The sequence below is a fragment of the Streptomyces sp. NPDC019224 genome, assembly GCF_040632605.1.
Taxonomy (GTDB): Bacteria; Actinomycetota; Actinomycetes; order Streptomycetales; family Streptomycetaceae; genus Streptomyces.
On the sequence record NZ_JBEYCF010000002.1, the window covers coordinates 190,778 to 211,910 of the forward strand.

Here is a 21,133-nt window from a genome sequence, read left to right on the forward strand (position 1 = left end):
CGGCCGTGCCTTCCTCGTAGGAATGATCGTGCCTGTATGTCAGCGGTCCTCCGCGCGGAGCGGCAGCGTCCGCGCGGAGGGCCGTGGGGGTTACTACCGCCGGGGCTGGGCGTCCAGAACCTGCTGGAGCGCCTCGAACTCCTCGACGCACTTGCCGGAGCCGAGCGCCACCGAGTCCAGCGGGTCCTCGGCGATGTGGATCGGCATGCCCGTCTCGTTGCGGAGCCGCTCGTCCAGGCCGCGCAGCAGCGCGCCGCCGCCGGTGAGGACGATGCCGCGGTCCATCACGTCGCCGGACAGCTCCGGCGGGCACTTGTCGAGCGTCGTCTTGACCGCGTCGACGATCGCGTTGACCGGCTCCTCGATGGCCTTGCGGACCTCGCCGGCCGAGATGACCACGGTCTTGGGCAGGCCCGAGACGAGGTCGCGGCCGCGGATCTCGGTGTGCTCGTCCTTCTCCAGGGCGTACGCCGAGCCGATGGTGATCTTGATCTGTTCGGCGGTGCGTTCCCCGAGGAGGAGCGAGTACTCCTTCTTGACGTGCTGGATGATCGCGTTGTCCAGCTCGTCGCCGGCCACCCGGATGGACTGGGCGGTGACGATGCCGCCGAGCGAGATCACGGCGACCTCGGTGGTGCCGCCGCCGATGTCGACGACCATGTTGCCGGTGGCCTCGTGGACCGGGAGGCCGGAGCCGATGGCCGCCGCCATGGGCTCCTCGATGATGTGCACCTGGCGGGCGCCGGCCTGCGTCGACGCCTCGATCACGGCGCGTCGCTCGACCCCGGTGATGCCGGAGGGCACGCAGACCACGACCCGGGGGCGGGCCAGGTAGCGGCGCTTGTGGATCTTCAGGATGAAGTAGCGGAGCATCCGCTCCGTGATCTCGAAGTCGGCGATCACGCCGTCCTTCAGGGGCCGTACGGCGACGATGTTGCCGGGCGTACGGCCGATCATCTTCTTGGCCTCGGCGCCGACCGCCAGAATTCCGCCGGTGTTGGTGTTGATGGCCACGACGGACGGCTCGTTCAGAACGATGCCGCGCCCCCTGACGTACACCAGCGTGTTGGCAGTCCCGAGGTCGATAGCCATGTCACGGCCGATGAACGACATTGAGTTCCCCTTGTTCCCCATGAGGATGCGTCGGGCCTTCCAAAGTGAAAGCGATGATGGCTTGTTTTGGTAGGCGAGATGGGCGCTGCGGGCGTGGAAGGTTCCATCGTAGTGCCGGATGTACCGACACAGCGCGAGGGTACGCCGCCTCGCTGGGCAGAACGGGTGGCCGTTCCACTCATGGTGACGTTACGTCGGGGGGATGCGTTCCCGCGATCGGACACCCTATGCCGAAGGGCGACCGAATTAATTCGGTCGCCCCAGGTCATGAGCGCTGTTCGGCTGAGTGCCGTTCAGGAAAGTCCGGGGAAGAACAGCTTCATTTCCCGCTCCGCGGACTCCTCGGAGTCCGAGGCGTGGATGAGGTTCTCCCGGGTGATCGTGCCGAAGTCACCGCGGATCGAGCCGGGCGCGGCGGCGATCGGGTCGGTGGGGCCGGCCAGGGCGCGGACGCCCTCGATGATCCGCTCGCCCTCGGCCACCAGGGCGACGACCGGGCCCGACTGCATGAACTCGACCAGCGGCTCGTAGAAGGGGCGGCCGACGTGCTCGGCGTAGTGCTGCTCCAGCGTGGCGCGGTCCAGGGTACGCAGTTCCAGCGCCGTGATCTTCCAGCCGGCCTTGCGCTCGATGCGGCCGACGATCTCGCCGACCAGACCGCGACGGACGGCGTCGGGCTTGAGAAGAACGAGGGTGCGCTGGGTCATGTGCGGCTCCTTGCAGGCATACGGGTGCGGTGAGGCGAGATTACAGGGGGCCGGTGACGGGCCCGCTGCCGGGCTTGCCGTGGTGGGCGGGTCAGCCGCCGGCGGGCGATTCCGCCTCGGCCTGGGCCGCCCAGCGGGCCTTCACCTCGTCGATCCGGCGGCCGTAGTGCACCGAGGCCCACCACAGCGCGCCGAAGGCCACGCCCAGGACGAACATCACCGGGATCACGAAGCCGCTCGCGACCAGTGCGACCTGGAGCGCCCAGCCGAGCTGGACGCCGCCGGGCCGGGTGATCATGCCGCAGAGCAGCACGGAGAGGAGCATCCCGATGCCGCACACCGTCCAGACCGCGGCGGTCGTCAGGTCGTCCGACTTCATCGCGACGAGTCCGGCGAACCCGATCACGAAGAACTCGCCGATCAGCGTGGACGCACAGAGCATGCGCATGGTCAGCGCCTTCCCAGAAGCAGCCGGGCCTCGCCGACCGTGATCACGGAACCGGTCACCAGGACTCCGGCGCCCGCGTACTCGTCCTCTTCCTCGGCGAGCGTGATCGCCGCCTCCAGCGCGTCGTCGAGCCGGGGTTCGACCTGCACCCGGTCGTGGCCGAAGACCTCGACGGCGACGGCCGCGAGGGCGTCGGCGTCCATCGCGCGCTCGGTGGAGTTCTGCGTGACGACGACCTCGGCGAAGATCGGCTCGAAGGCTTCCAGGAGCCCGCGCACGTCCTTGTCACCGCTGGTGCCGACCACTCCGATCAGCCGGGAGAAGCCGAACGCCTCGGACAGGCCCTCGGCGGTGGCGCGGGCGCCGGCCGGGTTGTGCGCGGCGTCCAGGACGACGGTCGGGCTGGAGCGGACGACTTCGAGGCGGCCCGGCGAGATCACCGAGGCGAACGCCGTGCGCACGATGTCCGCGTCCAGTGCGCCGGGCTGCTCGGCGCCGACGCCGAAGAACGCCTCGACCGCGCAGAGCGCCACCACCGCGTTGTGCGCCTGGTGGGCGCCGTACAGCGGGAGGAAGATGTTGTCGTACTCGCCGCCGAGGCCGCGCAGGGTCAGCAGCTGGCCGCCGACGGCGATCTCCCGGGAGACCACGCCGAACTCCATGCCCTCGCGGGCCACGGTGGCGTCGGCCTCGACGGCCTTCTTCAGCATGACCTGGGCGGCGTCGACGGGCTGCTGGGCGAGGATGACCGTGGCGCCCCGCTTGATGATCCCGGACTTCTCCGTCGCGATCTCGCCCGGCGTGGAGCCCAGGCGGTCGGTGTGGTCCAGCGAGATCGGGGTGACGACGGCGACCGACGCGTCGATGACGTTGGTCGCGTCCCAGGTGCCGCCCATGCCGACCTCGACGACGGCGACGTCGACCGGCGCGTCGGCGAAGGCCGCGTACGCCATGCCCGTGAGCACCTCGAAGAAGGACAGCCGGTAGGGCTGCTGGGCGTCGACCATCTCGACGTACGGCTTGACGTCCTCGTACGTGGAGATGAACCGCTCCGCGTCGACCGGGGCGCCGTCCAGGCTGATCCGCTCGGTGATCGACTGGACGTGCGGCGAGGTGTAGCGGCCGGTGCGCAGGTCGAAGGCGCCGAGCAGGGCCTCGATCATGCGGGCGGTGCTCGTCTTGCCGTTGGTGCCGGTGATGTGGATCGAGGGGTACGCGCGCTGCGGCTCACCGAGCACGTCCATCAGGGCGGCGATGCGCGTGACGGACGGCTCCAGCTTGGTCTCGCCCCAGCGGCCGGCGAGCTCCTGCTCCACCGCGCGCAGCGCCTTGTCCACCTCGGGGTCGGCGGGGCGGGCGGGGACCTCTTCGGCGCGGGGCGGCCCCGAGGCGGCGCGCAGCGTGCGGCTGCCGGCCTCGATCACCGCCAGGTCGGGGTCGCGCTGGGTCGCTTCGTCGACGATCTCCGCGAAGGTGTCGTCGGGGTCGGACGCGTCGGGCCGGTCGGGGCGGGGCTCACTCACGGGCCCCAGTCTACGGATGGCCGCGGGCATCGCGCGCAGCCGCCCGTGGCGCGGACACGCCGGAGCCCCCGCGCTCCCCGGGTGAGGGGTGCGGGGGCTCCGGGGCGGCTCAGGCCTGCGGCAGGTTCGCCAGCTGGCCGGTGATGCGCTCGATGTCGGCCTCGGCCTTCGCGAGCCGGCCGCGGATCTTGTCGACCACGTTGTCCGGGGCCTTGGCGAGGAACGCCTCGTTGCCGAGCTTGCCCTCGGCCTGGCCCTTCTCCTTGCGGGCCGCCTCCAGGTCCTTCGTGAGGCGCTTGCGCTCGGCCGCCACGTCGATCGTGCCGGAGAGGTCCAGCGCGACGGTCGCCCCGGCGACGGGCAGCGAGGCGGTGGCGTGGAAGCCGTCGCCGGCCGGCTGGAGCCTCAGCAGCTGCCGCATGGCCGACTCGTGCGGGGCGAGCGGGGTGCCGGTCAGGGTCAGCTCGGCCGGGACCTTCTGGCCGGGCTGGAGGCCCTGGTCGGAACGGAAGCGGCGGACCTCGGTGACGACCTGCTGGACGAGCTCGATCTCCCGCTCGGCGTCGTCGTCGCGGAAGCCCGAGTCCTTCGGCCAGTCGGCGATGACGATCGACTCGCGGCCGGTGAGCGCGGTCCACAGGGTCTCGGTGACGAAGGGGACGACCGGGTGCAGGAGGCGCAGCAGCTTGTCGAGGACCTCGCCGAGGACCCGCGCGGAGACCCTGGCCCCGTCGCCGCCCGCGAAGAACGTCGTCTTCGACAGTTCGACGTACCAGTCGAAGACCTCGTCCCACGCAAAGTGGTAGAGGACGTCGGCCAGCTTGGCGAACTGGTAGTCGTCGTAGTACGCGTCGGCCTGGGCGACGACCTTGTTGAGCCGCGAGAGGATCCACCGGTCGGCCGCCGACATCTCCTCGGCGGACGGCAGTTCGCCCTGGACGGTGGCGCCGTTCATGAGCGCGAAGCGGGTCGCGTTCCAGATCTTGTTGGCGAAGTTGCGGGACGCCTTGACCCAGTCCTCGCCGATCGGGACGTCCGCGCCCGGGTTGGCGCCGTTGGCCAGCGTGAAGCGGACGGCGTCGGAGCCGTACGCGTCCATCCAGTCGATCGGGTCGACGGCGTTGGGGTTGGACTTCGACATCTTCTTGCCGAACTCGTCGCGCACGAGGCCGGTCAGCGCGACCGTCTTGAACGGGACCTCCCCGTCCATGGCGTACAGGCCGAACATCATCATCCGGACGACCCAGAAGAAGATGATGTCGTGGCCGGTGAGCAGGACGTCGGTCGAGTAGAACTTCGCCAGGTCCGGGGTCTCCTCGGGCCAGCCCAGCGTGGAGAAGGGCCACAGGCCGGAGGAGAACCAGGTGTCGAGGACGTCCTCGTCCTGGGTCCAGCCCTCACCGGTCGGGGGCTCCTCACCGGGGCCGACGCAGACGACCTGGCCCTCGGGGCCGTACCAGACCGGAATGCGGTGGCCCCACCACAACTGGCGCGAGATACACCAGTCGTTGAGGTTGTCGACCCAGTCGAAGTACCGCTTCTCCATCTCCTTGGGGTGGAGCACGACCCGGCCGTCGCGGACCGCGTCGCCGGCGGCCTCGGCGAGCGTCTCGACCTTGACCCACCACTGCAGGGAGAGCCGCGGCTCGACGGTCGTCTTGCAGCGCGAGCAGTGGCCGACGGCGTGCGTGTACGGGCGCTTCTCGGCGACGACGCGTCCCTGGTCGCGCAGGGCCTCGACGATGGCGGACCGGGCCTCGAAGCGGTCGAGTCCCTGGAACGGGCCGGGCACGGTGATGATGGCCCGCTCGTCCATGATCGTGAGCATCTCGAGCCCGTGACGCTGCCCGATGGCGAAGTCGTTCGGGTCGTGGGCCGGCGTCACCTTGACCGCGCCGGTGCCGAACTCCGGGTCGACGTGGGCGTCGGCGACGACCGGGATGGTCCGGTCGGTCAGCGGCAGCTTGATCCGCTTGCCGATGAGGTGGGCGTAGCGCTCGTCGTCGGGGTGGACGGCGACAGCGGTGTCACCCAGCATCGTCTCGACGCGGGTGGTGGCGACGACGAGGGTCTCGTCGCCCTCGCCGTACTTCAGCGAGACCAGCTCGCCGTCGTCGTCCTGGTAGTCGACCTCGATGTCGGAGATCGCGGTCAGACAGCGCGGGCACCAGTTGATGATGCGCTCGGCGCGGTAGATCAGTCCGTCGTCGTAGAGGTTCTTGAAGATCGTCTGGACGGCCTCGGACAGGCCCTCGTCCATGGTGAAGCGCTCGCGCGACCAGTCCAGACCGGCTCCGAGGCGTCGCAGCTGGCCGAGGATCCGGCCGCCGTACTCCTCCTTCCACTGCCAGGTCTTGGCCACGAAGGCCTCACGGCCGATGTCGTGCCGGGACTTGCCCTCTTCGGCGAGCTGCTGCTCGACCTTGTTCTGGGTGGCGATGCCGGCGTGGTCCATGCCGGGGAGCCACAGCGTCTCGTAGCCCTGCATGCGCTTGCGGCGCGTGAGGGCGTCCATGAGCGTGACCTGGAAGGCATGCCCCAGGTGAAGGGCTCCGGTGACGTTGGGCGGCGGGATGACGATGGTGAACGGCGGCTTGTCGCTCTTGGCGTCCGCCTCGAAGTACCCGCGTTCTACCCAGCGCTCGTACAGCTTCCCCTCTACCTCGGCCGGCGTGTACTGGGTCGGCAGTTCGGGGTTGCTGGCTGGCTGCTGCGCTGGGTTCTCGGTCACGCGGACAGTTTAGAGCCGTCACAGGAGTGCCCCGAAACCGGTTTGTTCCGTAACGGTGTGCCTCCCGGTGGTCCGCGCGCGCGAGCCTTCCGTCAGGATGTTCGCAACGCGTAAGCATCACGAACAGGGGACACCGCAGATGAGCTACAACCAGCCGGGTCCGTACGGTGGCCAGCAGCCGCAGGGCCAGCCCGGACCCTACGGCCAGCAGCCGGGCCCGTACGGCGGTCAGCCGCCGCAGGGCCAGCCCGGCTACGGCTACCCGCAGCAGGCCCCCCAGGGCGTCCCGCCCCAGCAGCAGCCCCAGCCGGGTTACGGCTACCCGCAGGCGCAGCAGCCGGGCCCGTACGGGCAGCAGCCGCCCACCCCGCCGTACGGCGGCCAGCCGGCCTACGGCCAGCAGCCGGGCTTCCCGCCGCCGGCCCCGCAGAAGAAGAAGACGGGCCTGATCGTGGGCGCGGTCATCGTGGCCTTGGCGGTCATCGGCGGCGGGGTCTATTTCCTGACCTCGGGCGGCGGCAACAGCGATGTCGCGGACTCCACCAAGGGGTACAAGCTGACGCTCGCCGATTCTGTGGACGACTACAAAAAGGACACCACGAAGTCGTCCTCGGATGAGATGACGAGCAAGGAAAAGTCCGAGGCCGAGGCCGCAGGGATCAAGGACGCCCACAAGGCGGAGGCCCAGTACGCGAGCGGCGACCTCGAGAAGAACCCGCTGACGACCAAGATGCTCATGGTCTACGGCAACTGGGGCGATGTGACCGACCCCGCTAAGGCCCTCGACGCCATGTTCGCTCAGGCGAAGAAGGGGATGGCCGAGGGCGAGAGCGGGAAGAATAAGCCCTCTCTCGTTGGCGAGCCGAAGAGCGTGACGCCGCCCGGTTTCAAGGGTGCGTTGATGAAGTGCCAGGACTTCAAGGTGGCCAACGACGATGCCGACGGCACCGTGGCGAAAGGCCCCAAGGAAATGATCATGCCCGTCTGCATTTGGGCCGACTACAGCACGGTCGGCGCGGTCGTCGGCTTCGATGTCGGCGCGGCCATGACCAACAAGTCCATGTCGCAGGACGAGGTAGCGGCGCTCGCCGCCAAGCTCTACAACACTTCCCGCACCAAGATCTAGCGCTGCGGCAGACAAGGTTCACTCCATCGCGACGCGATGACCTTACTCGGGCCGCACCGGCCGGAAGCCCAAGTACGTCCAGCGCGAGGGCTTCCGGCCACAGGACCGGGGCAGGCGCCTAGTACGAGAAGCAAGCGTCGTAGGCGTCGTCACTCTTTACACTTCCGATGTCCAGCATCTTTTGCTGACACTGCGCCCGGCGAAGGACACCCGCCGGGCTCCACGAGGCACTCGCGTACGAGCAAGCCGCCTTCACCTTCGCTCCCACGATGTACCCGTTGTTGTGCATGGATATCTCACATCGCTGCGGGCTTGCACTCGCGGTTCCCGCGGTCACAACCGGGAGGGTGACGCCTGCCGCGATCACAGCGATCGCTACTACCGCTCTCCGCACACCAAGAAGGCTCATGTCAGCACTTTCCGTCTCTCTGAGTAACGAACATTGCCCCTGAGTGAATCAAAAGCATGATCGAATGATCAACATTCCGAGCGCTCATTGACTCGAAACACTGCTTCTCTTCGCAAGGCTGGCGTGAACCCGCCCGCAGTCGTGCTCGAGTTCTGCGGCTCCAGCACCAAGATCTGACCACGCGTACGCGAAGGGGCGCCCCGCCAGAAGAACTGGCGGGGCGCCCCTTCGCGTACGTGCGGCTATCGCGGCGCGCTACGCGGACTTCTCGTGGCGGCCCTCGTCGCCCTTGCCGATCGTGCGCTCGCGCGGGACCAGCGTGGGGTTGACGTTGTTGCGGACCACGTCGGCGGTGATCACGACGCGGGCGACGTCCTTGCGGGACGGGACCTCGTACATCACCGACTGGAGGACCTCCTCCATGATCGCGCGCAGGCCGCGCGCGCCGGTCTGGCGCAGGATCGCCTGGTCGGCGATGGCCTCCAGCGCCTCGCGCTCGAAGTCCAGCTCCACGCCGTCGAGTTCGAACAGCCGCTGGTACTGCTTGACCAGGGCGTTGCGCGGCTCGATGAGGATCTGGAGCAGGGCCTCGCGGTCCAGGTTGTGGACCGAGGTCAGGACGGGGAGGCGGCCGATGAACTCGGGGATCATCCCGAACTTCACCAGGTCCTCCGGCATGACCTCCTGGAACTGGTCGCTGGCCTGGATCTCCCGCTTGGAGCGGATCGTGGCGCCGAAGCCGATGCCCTTGGCGCCGGCCCGGGACTCGATGATCTTCTCCAGGCCGGAGAAGGCGCCGCCCACGATGAACAGGACGTTCGTCGTGTCGATCTGGATGAACTCCTGGTGCGGGTGCTTGCGGCCGCCCTGCGGCGGCACGGAGGCGGTGGTGCCCTCGAGGATCTTCAGCAGGGCCTGCTGGACGCCCTCGCCGGAGACGTCACGGGTGATCGACGGGTTCTCGCTCTTGCGGGCGACCTTGTCGATCTCGTCGATGTAGATGATCCCGGTCTCGGCCTTCTTGACGTCGTAGTCGGCGGCCTGGATCAGCTTCAGCAGGATGTTCTCGACGTCCTCGCCGACGTAGCCGGCCTCCGTCAGCGCCGTCGCGTCGGCGATGGCGAACGGGACGTTGAGCATGCGGGCCAGCGTCTGCGCGAGGAGCGTCTTGCCGGAGCCCGTGGGGCCCAGCAGCAGGATGTTGGACTTGGCGAGCTCGATCGCGTCGTCGCGGCCCGCCCCGCCGCCGTTCTCGCCGGCCTGGACCCGCTTGTAGTGGTTGTACACAGCGACCGAGAGGGCCTTCTTCGCGGGCTCCTGCCCGACGACGTATCCCTCGAGGAACTCGTAGATCTCGCGGGGCTTGGGAAGCTCTTCCCAGCGGACCTCGCTCGTCTCGGCGAGCTCCTCCTCGATGATCTCGTTGCAGAGATCGATGCACTCGTCGCAGATGTACACACCGGGACCCGCGATGAGCTTCTTCACCTGCTTCTGGCTCTTTCCGCAGAACGAGCACTTGAGCAGGTCGCCGCCATCACCGATGCGTGCCACGAGGTGCTTCCCCTTCGCCTGGGAGACGCCTGGTTCAGCGGCTCCTGTGCCTCTATCCGACGGTACCTTGCCCGGCCCCCCATTCGGGCCCCCCTTGGCACGGTTCACACGGCCGGAGCCGGGTGTCGCCGCCGTGCCAAGGGGTTCGGGCGCAGGTCAGGCGAGCGCGCCGGCCGCGCTCTTGCGGGTCGACACGATCTGGTCGACGAGACCGTAGGCGAGGGAGTCCTCGGCGGTCAGGATCTTGTCGCGCTCGATGTCGTCGCGGATCTTCTCGATCGGCGTGGTGGAGTGCTTGGCCAGCAGCTCCTCCAGCTGGGTCCGCATGCGCAGGATCTCGTTGGCCGCGATCTCCAGGTCGGAGAGCTGCTCGCGGCCGGTCTGCGAGGACGGCTGGTGGATCAGGACGCGGGCGTTCGGCAGCGCCATGCGCTTGCCGGGAGTACCCGCGGCGAGCAGCACCGCGGCGGCGGAGGCCGCCTGGCCCATGCAGACCGTCTGGATGTCCGGCTTCACGAACTGCATCGTGTCGTAGATCGCGGTGAGCGCGGTGAACGAGCCGCCGGGGCTGTTGATGTAGATGGAGATGTCCCGGTCCGGGTCCATCGACTCCAGGCACAGCAGCTGCGCCATGACGTCGTTGGCGGACGCGTCGTCGATCTGCACGCCGAGGAAGATCACGCGCTCCTCGAAGAGCTTCGCGTACGGGTCGTACTCGCGCACGCCCTGCGAGGTGCGCTCCACGAAGCGCGGGACGATGTAGCGGTTGTCCACCTGCGGGCCGGTGTAGAGGCCGCTCGCGGAGGCGCCGGGGAAGTTGTTCATGTGGGTGTTCACCATCCTGGTGGCGTTCTGTGGCTGGGTGTCTCGGCGTACGAGAGATGCGCGGGGCGGTGCGACGCTGTCCGGGGGGCCGGATCAGGCGCCGGTGCCGCCGCCGCCCGGAACGCCCGATGCGATCGAGATGATCTCGTCGATGAGGCCGTAGTCCTTGGCCTCCTCCGCGGTGTACCAGCGGTCGCGGTCGCCGTCGCGGATGATCGTCTCCACGGTCTGGCCGGAGTGGCGGGCGGTGATCTCCGCCATGCGCTGCTTGGTGCGGAGCAGGTACTGGGCCTGGATCTTGATGTCCGAGGCCGTACCGCCGATGCCGGCCGAGCCCTGGTGCATGAGGATGTCGGTGTTCGGGAGCGCGAAGCGCTTGCCGGCGGTGCCGCCGGTGAGCAGGAACTGACCCATCGAGGCCGCCATGCCCATACCGATGGTGACCACGTCGTTCGGGATGTACTGCATGGTGTCGTAGACCGCCATGCCGGCCGTCACCGAACCGCCGGGGCTGTTGATGTAGAGGTAGATGTCCTTGTCCGGCTCGGCGGCAAGGAGGAGCAGCTGCGCGGTGATCTTGTTGGCGATGTCATCGTCGACCTGCTGACCGAGGAAGATGATGCGCTCGCCGAGCAGTCGGCTGTAGACCTGGTCACCGAGGCCTCCACCGAGGGACGGCTCTCCGGCGGCGTAGGGCATCAGATTCGTCACGTATCCACCTGCTCGTCTCTGACGGCTCCGGCCGTCTCAGCGTCTTCGTACCGGGTGGGCCGGGACTACCCGACCCTTCCTCTTCATGGACCCTAACGCGCAGGTGGAACAACGCCATCCCGCTTCCGCGACTGTTCGCTGGGAGCGCAAGCTCCGCAGCCGGCACGCGGGTTGCGGCGAAACGTCCGCCGGTACGACGACGGGCTCCGGACGCGGTGGCGTCCGGAGCCCGTCGTACGGGGTCAGCGCGAGGCTCAGGCCTCGTTCTTCTCCTCGGCGTCGGCGGCGGCCTCGGTGGTCTCCTCGGCGGCGGCCTCCGTGGTCTCCTCCTCGTCGTCCTCCAGCTCGACGACCTCACCGTTGGTGTCGACGACCTTGGCGGCCTCGACGACCACGGCGAGCGCCTTGCCGCGGGCGACCTCGCCGACGAGCATCGGCACCTGGCCGCCCTCGACGACGGCCTGGGCGAACTGGTCCGGGCTCATGCCGGAGGAAGCCGCACGCCGCATGAGGTGCTCGGTGAGCTCCTCCTGGTTGACGTTGAGCTTCTCCTTGTTGACGAGCTCGTCCAGGATGAACTGGGTCTTGATGCCCTTGACGGCCTGCTCGGAGGTCTCGGCCTCGAACTCCTCGAGGGTCTTGCCCTGGATCTCCAGGTACTTGTCGAGGGTGAGCCCCATCTGACCGAGCTGGTGGTGCTCCAGGTTGTGCTTGCGGGTCTGGACCTCGTCCGCGAGCAGCTTCTCCGGGATCGGGACCTCGGCGAGCTTGAGCAGCTCCTCCAGGACGCGCTCCTGGGCCTGGGTGGCCTGGTCGTACTGCTTGGTGGTCTCCAGGCGCTTGCGGCTGTCGGCCTTCAGCTCCTCCAGCGTGTCGAACTCGCTGGCCATCTGGGCGAAGTCGTCGTCCAGCTCGGGGAGCTCACGGGCGGCGACGGCGGTGACCTTGACGGTGACCTCGGCGTCCTTGCCCTCGGCGGAGCCGCCCTTCAGCTGGGAGGTGAAGGTGGCCTCGCCACCGGCCTCCAGGCCGGTCACGGCCTCGTCGATGCCTTCGAGGAGCTCGCCGGAACCGATGGTGTACGAGACACCCTCGGCCACGCCGTCCTCCAGGACCTCGCCGTCGACCTTGGCCTCCAGGTCGATCGTGACGACGTCGCCCTCGGCGGCGGCGCGCTCGACCGGGTTGGTGGAGGCGAAGCGGCCGCGCAGCTGCTCGACGGCCTTCTCCACGTCCTCGTCGGTGACCTCGATGGCGTCGACGGTGACCTCGATGCCGGAGTAGTCCGGGATCTCGATCTCGGGACGCACGTCGACCTCGGCGGTGAAGGCCAGCAGCTCGCCGTCCTTCAGCTCCGTGATGTCGACCTCGGGCTGGCCGAGGACGTTGAGCTCACCCTCGTTGACGGCCTCGGTGTAGAACTTCGGGAGCGCGTCGTTGACGGCCTCCTCCAGCACAGCACCACGGCCGAACCGCTGGTCGATGACCCGGCTGGGGATCTTGCCCTTGCGGAACCCCTTCACCGTGACCTGCTGGTTGATCTTCTTGTACGCCGCGTCGAGGCTGTCCTTGAGCTCCTCGAAGGGCACCTCGATGCTGAGCCGAACCCGGGTCGGGTTCAGGGTCTCCACGGCGCTCTTCACGGTTCGGTCTCCTTGGTGGCTGACTTCTTGGGGTTCTGCTCGGCCGCCCGGAGGCGGCTTCGCGGACCGAGCCCGGTACATCAGACACACGGGCACGCATTTTGCATAGTAACGGCAAGGGGGAGAACTCCCGCAACGCGATCTTGCCGATGGTCGGGGTGGCCGGATTCGAACCGACGACCTTCCGCTCCCAAAGCGGACGCGCTACCAAGCTGCGCCACACCCCGTCGGTGCGACACGTAGGGTACATGCAGCAAGGCCCCGCGTCGGCCGCTTTGCGCGCGCCCGCGGGGCGCTGCGGCGCGCGCACCCTCGCCCGCGACACCGCGCGGCCTCCGACGGGGTGTGCGGGCAGTGCCCGTGACCCGCTACGATGCATGTCGTGCCGCGGTCCTCATGGCCTGCGGTGCCCTGTGTGCGGGCGTAGCTCAATGGTAGAGCCCTAGTCTTCCAAACTAGCTACGCGGGTTCGATTCCCGTCGCCCGCTCCATCGCGAAGGGCCCGGTCCACTGGACCGGGCCCTTACGCGTCGTCCGGGCCGATGGCCCGCGGGCCGTCCGCAGGACGTGCGGCGGCTCAGAAGCTGATCTGACTGACCGACTCGATGATCGAGTTCATGAACTTGTTGATCGACGGCCCCATGCCCGTCGGCGCCAGGAAGAAACCGAAGAGCGCCGCGACTATCGCGGGTCCGGTCTTGATGGAACCGCTTCGGATCATGACCACCAGGACGATCCCCAACAGAAGCACCACAGACAGCGAAATGGCCACGACTGCTCACACCTTCGGTCGGTCCGCCTTGCCGGCCCGGAGATGTGCGGCCGTGCACCCTCCGTCGCTTCCATCGTGCCACCAACTTCCCCCGGGCCGCTGCCGGGTGACGTATCGACCTGTCGATATCACGCCATCTTGCGCCCCTTGCGCCCCCTGTGCGCCGGAGAGGAACGGAACCGGACGGTCCGGCCACGCACGCCTGCCCCGGCCGTCGCCCCCGGGCCGCCCGTTCTCGCGAAACCGCACTTCGCGGCGATATGCAACGGTGATCGTTTCCGCATCCACACAGTTTATTCACAGGTGAATCGGGCGCTGAAGGCGAGGTAATTCACTTCGGTCAACTGCCTGATGGTTTGCCCCATTTAGTGCGCATGAAACCAGTCATACCGGGCACATTCTCTTGGTTTGGCATTTGATATGCAGGGAAGACGCGCTATTCGACGACGGTTTTACGAATGGCAATCGAGACGTCTAGGGTGCCTGAGATGTTCCACGCTCCGAACACAATGCAGAGGGTCACGCTCCCCCCGGCGACGGGGGAGTCGGAGCCCGGACGCCCTGCGCCGACGGCGGTCCGGGAGGCCCCCGAGCCGGTGGCGAACCAGCCTGCCCAGGGCAGTTCGGCCAAGAAGCGTGACGCCTACTTCGACAACGCCAAGTACCTCGCCATCGTGCTCGTCGCGGTGGCGCACTCGTGGGTCCCGGTCATGGACGGGAGCCGGGCCGCCCGCGCGCTGTACATGGTGACGTACACGTTCCACATGCCCGCCTTCATCCTCATCTCGGGTTATTTCTCCCGGTCGTTCGACCTGAGCCCCGCGAAGGTGAAGCGGCTGATCACCGGTGTCGCCGTGCCCTACGTGGTGTTCGAGACGGCGTACTCGCTGTTCCGGCGGTACGCGAACCACCAGCCGGACGCGGCCGTCAGCCTGCTGGAGCCCTGGTACCTGACCTGGTTCCTGGCCGCCCTCTTCATCTGGCGGCTCACCACGCCGCTGTGGCGCAACCTCCGGCATCCGCTGGCCGTTTCCCTCGTGATCGCCGTCCTGGCCTCGCTCGCCCCCAGCATCGGCGACGACCTCGACCTGCCGCGCGTCCTGCAGTTCCTCCCCTTCTTCGTGCTCGGACTCCAGCTGAAGCCCGAGCACTTCGCGCTGGTCCGCCGCCGCGAGGCACGGCTGCTCGCGCTGCCGCTGTTCGCCGGGGCACTGGTCTTCGCGTACTGGGCGGCGCCCCGGATGCAGCTGGGCTGGTTCCTGCGGGACTCCAGCGCCCAGGACATGGGGGCGCCGTGGTGGTCGGGCGCGGTGATGACCCTCGCGATGTTCGGCTGCGCGACGCTGCTGACCGCCGGCTTCCTGGCCCTGGTCCCCCGCCGCCACATGTGGTTCACGGCGTTGGGCGCCGGCACGATCTGCGGCTATCTGCTGCACGGCTTCCTGGTGAAGGGCGCCGACTACGCGGGCGTCTTCGACGACCACGCGTGGCTGGTCTCGCCGACCGGTCTGGTACTCGTGACCGTGGTCGCCTCCACCGCCGTCACCCTGCTGTGCACGCCGCCGGTGCGGCGGGTGCTGCGCTGCGTGACCGAACCGGACATGGACTGGGCGTTCCGCCGGGACGCCGCCAGGCCCTGAAGCCCCCGGCCGCCCCGTACGACGAAGCCCGGCCCACGGCGGCCGGGCTTCGTCGTACGGGGCGGTGTTGGCTCAATCCTGACGCTCCGAGGGCGCGTCCGGTGCGGTGAGGCCCAACAGCTCACGTACTCGCGCATACTTCGCGGTCAGCCGGGTACGGGTGGCCGGCTCCAGCACCGCGAGGCGGGCCGGGTCGGCGTTGTGCGCGAGGTCCGCCTCCTTGACCAGCAGGGCGCCGGGGGTGGCCAGGATGCGCCGGGCGTACGCCTCCGGCTCCTCGCCCGCCCGTTTGGTGACCGCGAGCACCATGTCCTTGACCTCCTGCGGCAGCGCGGCCCCGGCCAGCCACTCGGCCGACAGCGCGTCGTCCTCCACGGCGTCGTGCAGCCAGGCCGCGGCGATCTGCTCGTCGCTGCCGCCTCTGCTCCGTACGCCCTCGGCGACGGCCGCGAGGTGTTCCGTGTAGGGGCGGCCGGCCTTGTCCCGCTGGGCGGCGTGGGCCTCGCGGGCGAGGGCCTCGACCTCGGGCAGGGTCAGCTGGGCACGTGATGCGGTCACGGCAAGGACTCTAGTGCCGCGGCACTGGTGCCCTCTCCGGTGCCGGCGGTCCGCGATCCGGCCGGGGCCGGTCAGGACTTCCGTGACAGGAGCAGGAGGGCCCGGTCGTCGTTGACGTCCTTGGCGCAGGCTTCGATCAGGTGCCAGGCCGCGCCCTCGAAGCCGGTGCTGACATAGCGGTCGGCCTCGCCGGTCAGCCGGTCGATGCCCTCCGCGATGTCCCGGTCCGACGCCTCCACCAGCCCGTCGGTGAACAGCATCAGCACGTCGCCGGGGGCGAGATGGCCCTTCACCGCGTCGAACTCGGCGCCGTCGTACACCCCGAGCAGCGGACCCTCCGCCGCCTTCTCCTCCCACTGGCCGCTGCCGGCGTGGAGCTGGAGGGCGGGCGGATGGCCCGCCGACAGGATTTCGTAGTCGCCCGTTTCGAGGTCGAGGACCAGGTGGATCGAGGTCGCGAAGCCCTCGTCCCAGTCCTGGCGCAGCAGATAGCCGTTGGCGGCGGGCAGGAAGCCGTGCGGCGGCAGCGAGCCGAGGAGCCCGCCGAAGGCGCCGGAGAGCAGCAGGGCGCGGGAGCCGGCGTCCATGCCCTTGCCGGAGACGTCGGTCAGGACGGCCTCCAGCGTGCGGCCCCCGTGGGTGCGGGCCGCGACGACGAAGTCCCCGGAGAAGGACTGCCCGCCGGCCGGGCGCAGCGCCATCTCCCGGTGCCAGCCCTGCGGGAGGCGGGGCAGCGCGCTCTGGACCCGGATGCGTTCGCGCAGGTCGAAGAGCATGGTGCCGCCGCGCCGCCAGGGCACCCCGACCCGGGCGCGGAACTGGGCGAGGATCAGCCCGAAGAACCCGCAGGCGGCGACGGTGAGCACGGTGCCGGGGGTGACCCTGGCCGGGCCGTCCTCGTAGGGGCCGAGCCAGACGGACTCGACGATGAGGGCGGCGGCGGCCGCCGCGTAGAGGCCGAGGAGGCTGGCGGGGCGCAGCAGCAGGCCGCCCGCGACGATCGGCAGGACGAGCATGGTGGGGGCGCACCAGACCGGGTCGATCAAGGTGCCGCAGGTGATGGCCGGGACGAGGAGCATCAGGCCGGCCAGGGCGATCCAGTCGGAGCCGTCGCCGCGGAAGTAGTCGACCCCGGACCGGCGCAGCGTGCTGCGGACCCGGTGCGCCGATTTCCGCAATCGGGCCGGGTACGTCTCTGCTCCTGCGCGTCGGGCCATTGCGGGGACCTTATCCACCCGGCGGCCTCCGGCGCAGGGGGACCCCATGACCATGCGTTCGAAATCGGCCCGCCCGGTGCCGTACTGACGGGGAGGGCCGGCTAGGCGGACTGGCAGCCGGGGCACCAGAAGAGGTTGCGGGCGGCGAGGTCGGCGGTGCGGATCCCGGTGCCGCAGACGTGGCAGGCCCGGCGGGCCCGCCGGTAGACGTAGACCTCGCCGCCGTGGTCGTCGACGCGCGGCGGGCGGCCCATCGCCTCGGGCAGGTGCTCGGGGCGGACGGTGTCGATCCGGTTGTTCCGTACGCCCTCGCGCATCAGCTCGCGCAGGTCCGCCCAGATCGCGTCCCACTCGCGGCGGGTGAGGTCCTTGCCCGCCCGGTAGGGGTCGATGCCCTGCCGGAACAGCACCTCGGCACGGTAGACGTTGCCGACGCCCGCGACGACCTTCTGGTCCATCAGGAGGGCGGCGACGGTGATCCGGCTGCGGGAGATCCGCTGCCAGGCCCGTTCGCCGTCCTCGCCGTCGCGCAGCGGGTCGGGGCCGAGCCGGTCGTGTATCGCGCGTTTCTCGGCGTCGGTGATCAGGGCGCAGGTGGTGGGGCCGCGCAGGTCCGCGTGGTGGGCGTCGTTCAGCAGGCGCAGCCGGACGGTGTCGGTGGGCGGCGGGGCCGGGACCGTACCGAAGCCGAGCCTGCCGAACAGGCCGAGGTGGACGTGGACCCAGCCGGTGTCCTCGAAGCCGAGGAAGAGGTGCTTGCCGTGGGCGTCGGCCCCGTCCAGCACCCGGCCGTCGAGCAGGGCGGCGCTCTCGGTGAACCTGCCCTGCGGACTGCTCACCCGTACCGGCCGGCCGGCGAAGCGCTCGCGGTGGTCGTCCGCGAGGCGGTGGATGGTGTGTCCCTCGGGCACGGCGGCGGTTCTCCTCGGTGACATGGCTGTGCCGCCGGGGACACCGGCGGCACGGTTCAGGACAGGGGGCGGTCAGCCCTGCTGCGGGTGGTGGGCGGGGACCGGGGGGAGCTCGCCGGTGTTCTCGTACGCCGTGAGCATGTCGATGCGGCGGGTGTGCCGCTCCTCGCCGGAGTACGGGGTGGCGAGGAAGATCTCGACGAACTTGGTGGACTCCTCGACCGTGTGCATCCGGCCGCCGATGGAGATCACGTTGGCGTTGTTGTGCTCGCGGCCGAGCGCGGCGGTCTGCTCGCTCCAGGCGAGTGCGGCGCGGACGCCCTTGACCTTGTTGGCGGCGATCTGCTCGCCGTTGCCGGAGCCGCCGATCACGATGCCGAGGCTGTCCGGGTCGGCTGCCGTCTTCTCGGCGGCCCGGAGGCAGAACGGCGGGTAGTCGTCCTGGGCGTCGTAGATGTGGGGGCCGCAGTCGACGACTTCGTGGCCCTGTGCCTTGAGCCACTCGACGAGGTGGTTCTTGAGTTCGTAACCGGCATGGTCGGATCCGAGGTACACGCGCATGGGAGGAGTGTGGCACGAGCCGCGCCGGGGGGCGAAGGCGCGTGGGGCGGTACGGCCCCGGACGGCCGAGAGGCCCGCCGGTCCGCGTGCTGCGGCCCGGCGAGCCTCTGCGGAGGTCCTTGCGGTGTCAGCCCCGGCGGCCGGCGAGCTTCCAGGAGGCGGGCAGCGCGCCCATGGCCAGCGCCGCCTTGAGCGCGTCGCCGAGCAGGAACGGCGTCAGGCCCGCGGCGATCGCGGCGCTCGCCGACATGCCGGTGGACAGCGCCAGGTACGGCACGCCGACCGCGTAGATGATCGCCGAGCCGAGGACCATCGTCCCGGCGGTGCGCAGCACCGAGCGGTCGCCGCCGCGCCGGGCCAGGCCGCCGACGACGGTGGCGGCCAGCAGCATGCCGAGGACGTAGCCGAAGGAGGCGCCGCCCGCGCCGGAGGTGCCGGCCGAGAACCACGGCATGCCCGCCATGCCGACGAGGGCGTACACGGCCAGGGCGAGGAAGCCGCGGCGGGCTCCGAGCGCGGTGCCCACGAGGAGGGCGGCGAAGGTCTGGCCGGTGACGGGGACCGGGGAGCCGGGGACCGGCACGGCGATCTGGGCGGCTATGCCGGTGAGCGCGGCGCCGCCGAGCACCAGGGCGGTGTCCACGGCGTAGCGGTGCCGGGCGGCGGGCAGCAGGTCGGCGAGGACCGCTCCGGTGCGGGCGGGGGCGGCAGCAGTGCTCATCGGGGACTCCGCGGGGGTGAGGGTGGGGGCAGACGGGACGGACTGATCGTGACGTTAGCCGACCGGGCCGCGCTCGATCACCATCAGCGGCCCACAAAGCGGCGGTTGGGGCGTTGGTGGGATTCGCACAAGGAAGGCCGCGCAATCGTCGTGGGGCGTGATGCTTGTCACGGAGGAAGAAAGGGATTCATTCGGGGCCTGCGGGGAAGGGGCGCGGGAGCGGGACTGTGAACTCCCTCTAAAAGCGCGGTACGTGACGACGGCCCACCGCACGCCGCCGCGTGGGCGTCCGGTGTGGGCCCGGTGACCGTGTGGCGGACGGTGGTTCCCGGCGGCCGGGGCACATGGTCAGACTGGGAGGAACCGCCCGTCTCGCCTACCGAACAGAGCTCGTCCATGTCCCGGACCTCCGCGCCCTCCCCCACCGGCTCCCCGGCCACCGCGCCGGACACCGGCCCCGAACCGCCCCTGACGCACGGGCTCAAGCAGCGCCATCTCTCGATGATCGCGCTGGGCGGGGTCATCGGCGCCGGGCTCTTCGTCGGCTCCGGCGCCGGCATCGCCGCAGCGGGCCCCTCGATCGTCATCGCGTACGCGGTCTCGGGGCTGCTGGTCATGCTCGTGATGCGGATGCTCGGCGAGATGTCGGCGGCCAACCCGGCGTCCGGATCGTTCTCCGTGCACGCCGAGCGGGCGATCGGCCCGTGGGCCGGGTTCACGGCGGGCTGGGCGTTCTGGGTGCTGCTCTGCGTGGCCGTGGGCCTGGAGGGGATCGGCGCGGCCCAGATCGTCACGGGCTGGCTGCCGGGCACCCCGGAATGGGCCTGGGTGGCGCTGTTCATGGTGGTCTTCCTGGGGACGAACCTGGCGTCGGTGACGAAGTTCGGCGAGTTCGAGTTCTGGTTCGCCGCGCTCAAGGTCACCGCGATCACGCTGTTCCTGGTGTTGGGCGTCCTGGCGGTCCTCGGGGTGCTGCCGGGCACGGACGCGCCGGGCACCGCCAACCTCAGCGGTGCGGGCGGTTTCCTGCCGAACGGCTCGGACGGTCTGGTCATCGGGCTGCTCGCCTCCGTCTTCGCGTACGGCGGTCTGGAGACCGTCACCATCGCCGCCGCGGAGTCCGAGGACCCGGTGCGGGGCGTCGCGCGGGCCGTGCGGACGGCGATGTGGCGGATCGCGCTGTTCTACGTGGGCTCGATGGCGGTCGTCGTCACGCTGGTTCCGTGGAGCGACCCGGAGGTCGTCGAGGTGGGGCCGTTCTACGCGGCGCTGGACCACCTCGGCATCGGCGGGGCGGCGCAGATCATGAACGTGGTCATCCTGGTCGCCCTCCTCTCCGCGATGAACGCCAACATCTACGGCGCGTCGCGCATGGCCTGCTCGCTGGTGGCGCGCGGCCAGGGCCCGCGGCGGCTGGGCCGGGTCTCCGCCGGAGTGCCGCGCACCGCGGTCCTGGTCTCGTCCGGCTTCGGTTTCCTGTGCGTGCTGCTGAGCTACTGGCGCCCCGACGACGTCTTCCCCTGGCTGCTCAACATGACCGGTGCGGTGATCCTGGTCGTCTGGATCTTCATCGCCGTCTCCCAGCTCATCCTGCGCGCCCGCCTCGAACGCGAGGCGCCCGAGCGGCTGGTGGTGCGGATGTGGCTGTTCCCGGGCCTGACGGTGGTGGCGCTGCTCGCCATGGCCGGCATCTTCGTCCTGATGCTCCGCCAGCCCGGCACCCGCGACCAGCTCCTGGCGTCGGGCGCGCTGACGGTGGTCCTGGCCGCCGTCGGCGCGGTACGCCAGCGGCGGCGCGCCGGGACCGGATCGCCGGGGGCCTGAGCCGACGGGCCTGAGCCGACGGGCCTGAGCGGGGCCCCGAACCGGCTGGCCTGAGCCGGAACCCACCGAAGCCGTACGAAACACCGGGTCCTACGTCGAAGGACGGACCCGGTGTTCGGCGTTCCTGCTGTTAGCCTGCTCT

General features: G+C 69.8%; 18 protein-coding genes and 2 tRNA genes. 4 read left to right on the top strand and 16 right to left on the bottom strand.

Annotated features, from left to right (window positions below; all coding sequences use genetic code 11):
* Nucleotides 1-93 precede the first annotated feature (93 nt).
* The 5 genes from ABZ564_RS02325 to ABZ564_RS02345 all read right to left on the bottom strand — a co-directional run bounded on the left by ABZ564_RS02325 (nt 94) and on the right by ABZ564_RS02345 (nt 6,522).
* A complete protein-coding gene (locus tag ABZ564_RS02325) occupies nt 94-1,113 on the bottom strand; it encodes a rod shape-determining protein (protein ID WP_360848108.1) in 1,020 nt (339 codons plus the stop codon).
* 293 nt (nt 1,114-1,406) lie between these two features.
* Complete coding sequence (gene ndk / locus ABZ564_RS02330; RefSeq protein WP_018518173.1) at nt 1,407-1,820, bottom strand: nucleoside-diphosphate kinase; 414 nt, start codon at nt 1,818-1,820, stop codon at nt 1,407-1,409.
* A gap of 91 nt (nt 1,821-1,911) precedes the next feature.
* Complete coding sequence (locus tag ABZ564_RS02335) at nt 1,912-2,268, bottom strand: DUF4233 domain-containing protein (RefSeq protein WP_360848112.1); 357 nt, start codon at nt 2,266-2,268, stop codon at nt 1,912-1,914.
* A gap of 2 nt (nt 2,269-2,270) precedes the next feature.
* Nucleotides 2,271-3,791: a folylpolyglutamate synthase/dihydrofolate synthase family protein gene (locus ABZ564_RS02340; RefSeq protein ID WP_360848115.1), complete on the bottom strand. Its 1,521-nt coding sequence runs from the start codon at nt 3,789-3,791 to the stop codon at nt 2,271-2,273.
* Between the two features lie 109 nt (nt 3,792-3,900).
* A complete protein-coding gene (locus ABZ564_RS02345; protein ID WP_360848118.1) occupies nt 3,901-6,522 on the bottom strand; it encodes a valine--tRNA ligase in 2,622 nt (873 codons plus the stop codon).
* A 139-nt stretch (nt 6,523-6,661) separates the two neighbouring features.
* Between ABZ564_RS02345 and ABZ564_RS02350 the strand changes: the two genes are divergently transcribed.
* On the top strand, nt 6,662-7,648 hold the full coding sequence (locus ABZ564_RS02350; RefSeq protein WP_360848121.1) for a hypothetical protein: 987 nt from the start codon (nt 6,662-6,664) through the stop codon (nt 7,646-7,648).
* Between the two features lie 664 nt (nt 7,649-8,312).
* Here the strand turns inward: ABZ564_RS02350 and clpX are convergent.
* The 5 genes from clpX to ABZ564_RS02375 all read right to left on the bottom strand — a co-directional run bounded on the left by clpX (nt 8,313) and on the right by ABZ564_RS02375 (nt 13,014).
* Nucleotides 8,313-9,608, bottom strand: a complete 1,296-nt coding sequence (gene clpX, locus ABZ564_RS02355) for an ATP-dependent Clp protease ATP-binding subunit ClpX (protein ID WP_360848124.1) — start codon at nt 9,606-9,608, stop codon at nt 8,313-8,315.
* 156 nt (nt 9,609-9,764) lie between these two features.
* Nucleotides 9,765-10,448 carry an ATP-dependent Clp protease proteolytic subunit gene (locus ABZ564_RS02360; protein WP_018518168.1) on the bottom strand — a complete coding sequence of 228 codons (684 nt, stop codon included), beginning with the start codon at nt 10,446-10,448 and terminating at the stop codon, nt 9,765-9,767.
* Nucleotides 10,449-10,526: 78 nt separating this feature from the next.
* Nucleotides 10,527-11,132: an ATP-dependent Clp protease proteolytic subunit gene (locus ABZ564_RS02365; protein ID WP_266540745.1), complete on the bottom strand. Its 606-nt coding sequence runs from the start codon at nt 11,130-11,132 to the stop codon at nt 10,527-10,529.
* A 266-nt stretch (nt 11,133-11,398) separates the two neighbouring features.
* On the bottom strand, nt 11,399-12,787 hold the full coding sequence (gene tig / locus ABZ564_RS02370) for a trigger factor (RefSeq protein ID WP_360848127.1): 1,389 nt from the start codon (nt 12,785-12,787) through the stop codon (nt 11,399-11,401).
* Between the two features lie 150 nt (nt 12,788-12,937).
* Nucleotides 12,938-13,014 (bottom strand) — tRNA-Pro (locus ABZ564_RS02375).
* A gap of 190 nt (nt 13,015-13,204) precedes the next feature.
* Here ABZ564_RS02375 and ABZ564_RS02380 point away from each other — a divergent pair.
* A tRNA-Gly gene (locus ABZ564_RS02380) sits at nt 13,205-13,278 on the top strand.
* A gap of 86 nt (nt 13,279-13,364) precedes the next feature.
* On the opposite strand, the gene ABZ564_RS02385 is transcribed toward ABZ564_RS02380, so the two are convergent.
* Nucleotides 13,365-13,559, bottom strand: coding sequence for a hypothetical protein (locus ABZ564_RS02385; RefSeq protein WP_360848130.1), 195 nt, complete (start codon nt 13,557-13,559; stop codon nt 13,365-13,367).
* A 488-nt stretch (nt 13,560-14,047) separates the two neighbouring features.
* On the opposite strand from ABZ564_RS02385, the gene ABZ564_RS02390 reads away from it, so the two are divergent.
* Nucleotides 14,048-15,199: an acyltransferase family protein gene (locus tag ABZ564_RS02390; RefSeq protein WP_360848133.1), complete on the top strand. Its 1,152-nt coding sequence runs from the start codon at nt 14,048-14,050 to the stop codon at nt 15,197-15,199.
* 72 nt (nt 15,200-15,271) lie between these two features.
* Here the strand turns inward: ABZ564_RS02390 and ABZ564_RS02395 are convergent, their stop codons facing one another.
* The 5 genes from ABZ564_RS02395 to ABZ564_RS02415 all read right to left on the bottom strand — a co-directional run bounded on the left by ABZ564_RS02395 (nt 15,272) and on the right by ABZ564_RS02415 (nt 19,167).
* The gene (locus ABZ564_RS02395) at nt 15,272-15,757 is read right to left on the bottom strand and encodes an HD domain-containing protein (protein WP_360848136.1); all 486 of its coding nucleotides are present in this window, start codon (nt 15,755-15,757) and stop codon (nt 15,272-15,274) included.
* A gap of 71 nt (nt 15,758-15,828) precedes the next feature.
* A complete protein-coding gene (locus ABZ564_RS02400; protein WP_360848139.1) occupies nt 15,829-16,974 on the bottom strand; it encodes a PP2C family protein-serine/threonine phosphatase in 1,146 nt (381 codons plus the stop codon).
* Between the two features lie 101 nt (nt 16,975-17,075).
* Nucleotides 17,076-17,885 carry a DNA-formamidopyrimidine glycosylase family protein gene (locus ABZ564_RS02405; protein ID WP_360848142.1) on the bottom strand — a complete coding sequence of 270 codons (810 nt, stop codon included), beginning with the start codon at nt 17,883-17,885 and terminating at the stop codon, nt 17,076-17,078.
* A 72-nt stretch (nt 17,886-17,957) separates the two neighbouring features.
* Nucleotides 17,958-18,446, bottom strand: coding sequence for a ribose-5-phosphate isomerase (locus ABZ564_RS02410; protein WP_360848145.1), 489 nt, complete (start codon nt 18,444-18,446; stop codon nt 17,958-17,960).
* Between the two features lie 127 nt (nt 18,447-18,573).
* Nucleotides 18,574-19,167: a biotin transporter BioY gene (locus tag ABZ564_RS02415; protein ID WP_360848148.1), complete on the bottom strand. Its 594-nt coding sequence runs from the start codon at nt 19,165-19,167 to the stop codon at nt 18,574-18,576.
* 396 nt (nt 19,168-19,563) lie between these two features.
* On the opposite strand from ABZ564_RS02415, the gene ABZ564_RS02420 reads away from it, so the two are divergent.
* Nucleotides 19,564-20,991 carry an amino acid permease gene (locus ABZ564_RS02420; protein ID WP_360848151.1) on the top strand — a complete coding sequence of 476 codons (1,428 nt, stop codon included), beginning with the start codon at nt 19,564-19,566 and terminating at the stop codon, nt 20,989-20,991.
* Nucleotides 20,992-21,133 lie beyond the last annotated feature (142 nt).

What these genes read in the sequence shown, in the direction of transcription:
- ABZ564_RS02390 (WP_360848133.1), top strand. Translation starts at nt 14,048, where the DNA reads ATGTTCCACGCTCCGAACACAATGCAGAGGGTCACGCTCCCCCCGGCG.
- ABZ564_RS02335 (WP_360848112.1), bottom strand. Translation starts at nt 2,268, where the DNA reads ATGCGCATGCTCTGTGCGTCCACGCTGATCGGCGAGTTCTTCGTGATC.
- ABZ564_RS02400 (WP_360848139.1), bottom strand. Translation starts at nt 16,974, where the DNA reads ATGGCCCGACGCGCAGGAGCAGAGACGTACCCGGCCCGATTGCGGAAA.
- ABZ564_RS02360 (WP_018518168.1), bottom strand. Translation starts at nt 10,448, where the DNA reads ATGGTGAACACCCACATGAACAACTTCCCCGGCGCCTCCGCGAGCGGC.
- ABZ564_RS02410 (WP_360848145.1), bottom strand. Translation starts at nt 18,446, where the DNA reads ATGCGCGTGTACCTCGGATCCGACCATGCCGGTTACGAACTCAAGAAC.
- ABZ564_RS02365 (WP_266540745.1), bottom strand. Translation starts at nt 11,132, where the DNA reads ATGCCCTACGCCGCCGGAGAGCCGTCCCTCGGTGGAGGCCTCGGTGAC.
- ABZ564_RS02420 (WP_360848151.1), top strand. Translation starts at nt 19,564, where the DNA reads ATGTCCCGGACCTCCGCGCCCTCCCCCACCGGCTCCCCGGCCACCGCG.
- ABZ564_RS02325 (WP_360848108.1), bottom strand. Translation starts at nt 1,113, where the DNA reads ATGTCGTTCATCGGCCGTGACATGGCTATCGACCTCGGGACTGCCAAC.
- ABZ564_RS02415 (WP_360848148.1), bottom strand. Translation starts at nt 19,167, where the DNA reads ATGAGCACTGCTGCCGCCCCCGCCCGCACCGGAGCGGTCCTCGCCGAC.
- ABZ564_RS02350 (WP_360848121.1), top strand. Translation starts at nt 6,662, where the DNA reads ATGAGCTACAACCAGCCGGGTCCGTACGGTGGCCAGCAGCCGCAGGGC.
- ndk (WP_018518173.1), bottom strand. Translation starts at nt 1,820, where the DNA reads ATGACCCAGCGCACCCTCGTTCTTCTCAAGCCCGACGCCGTCCGTCGC.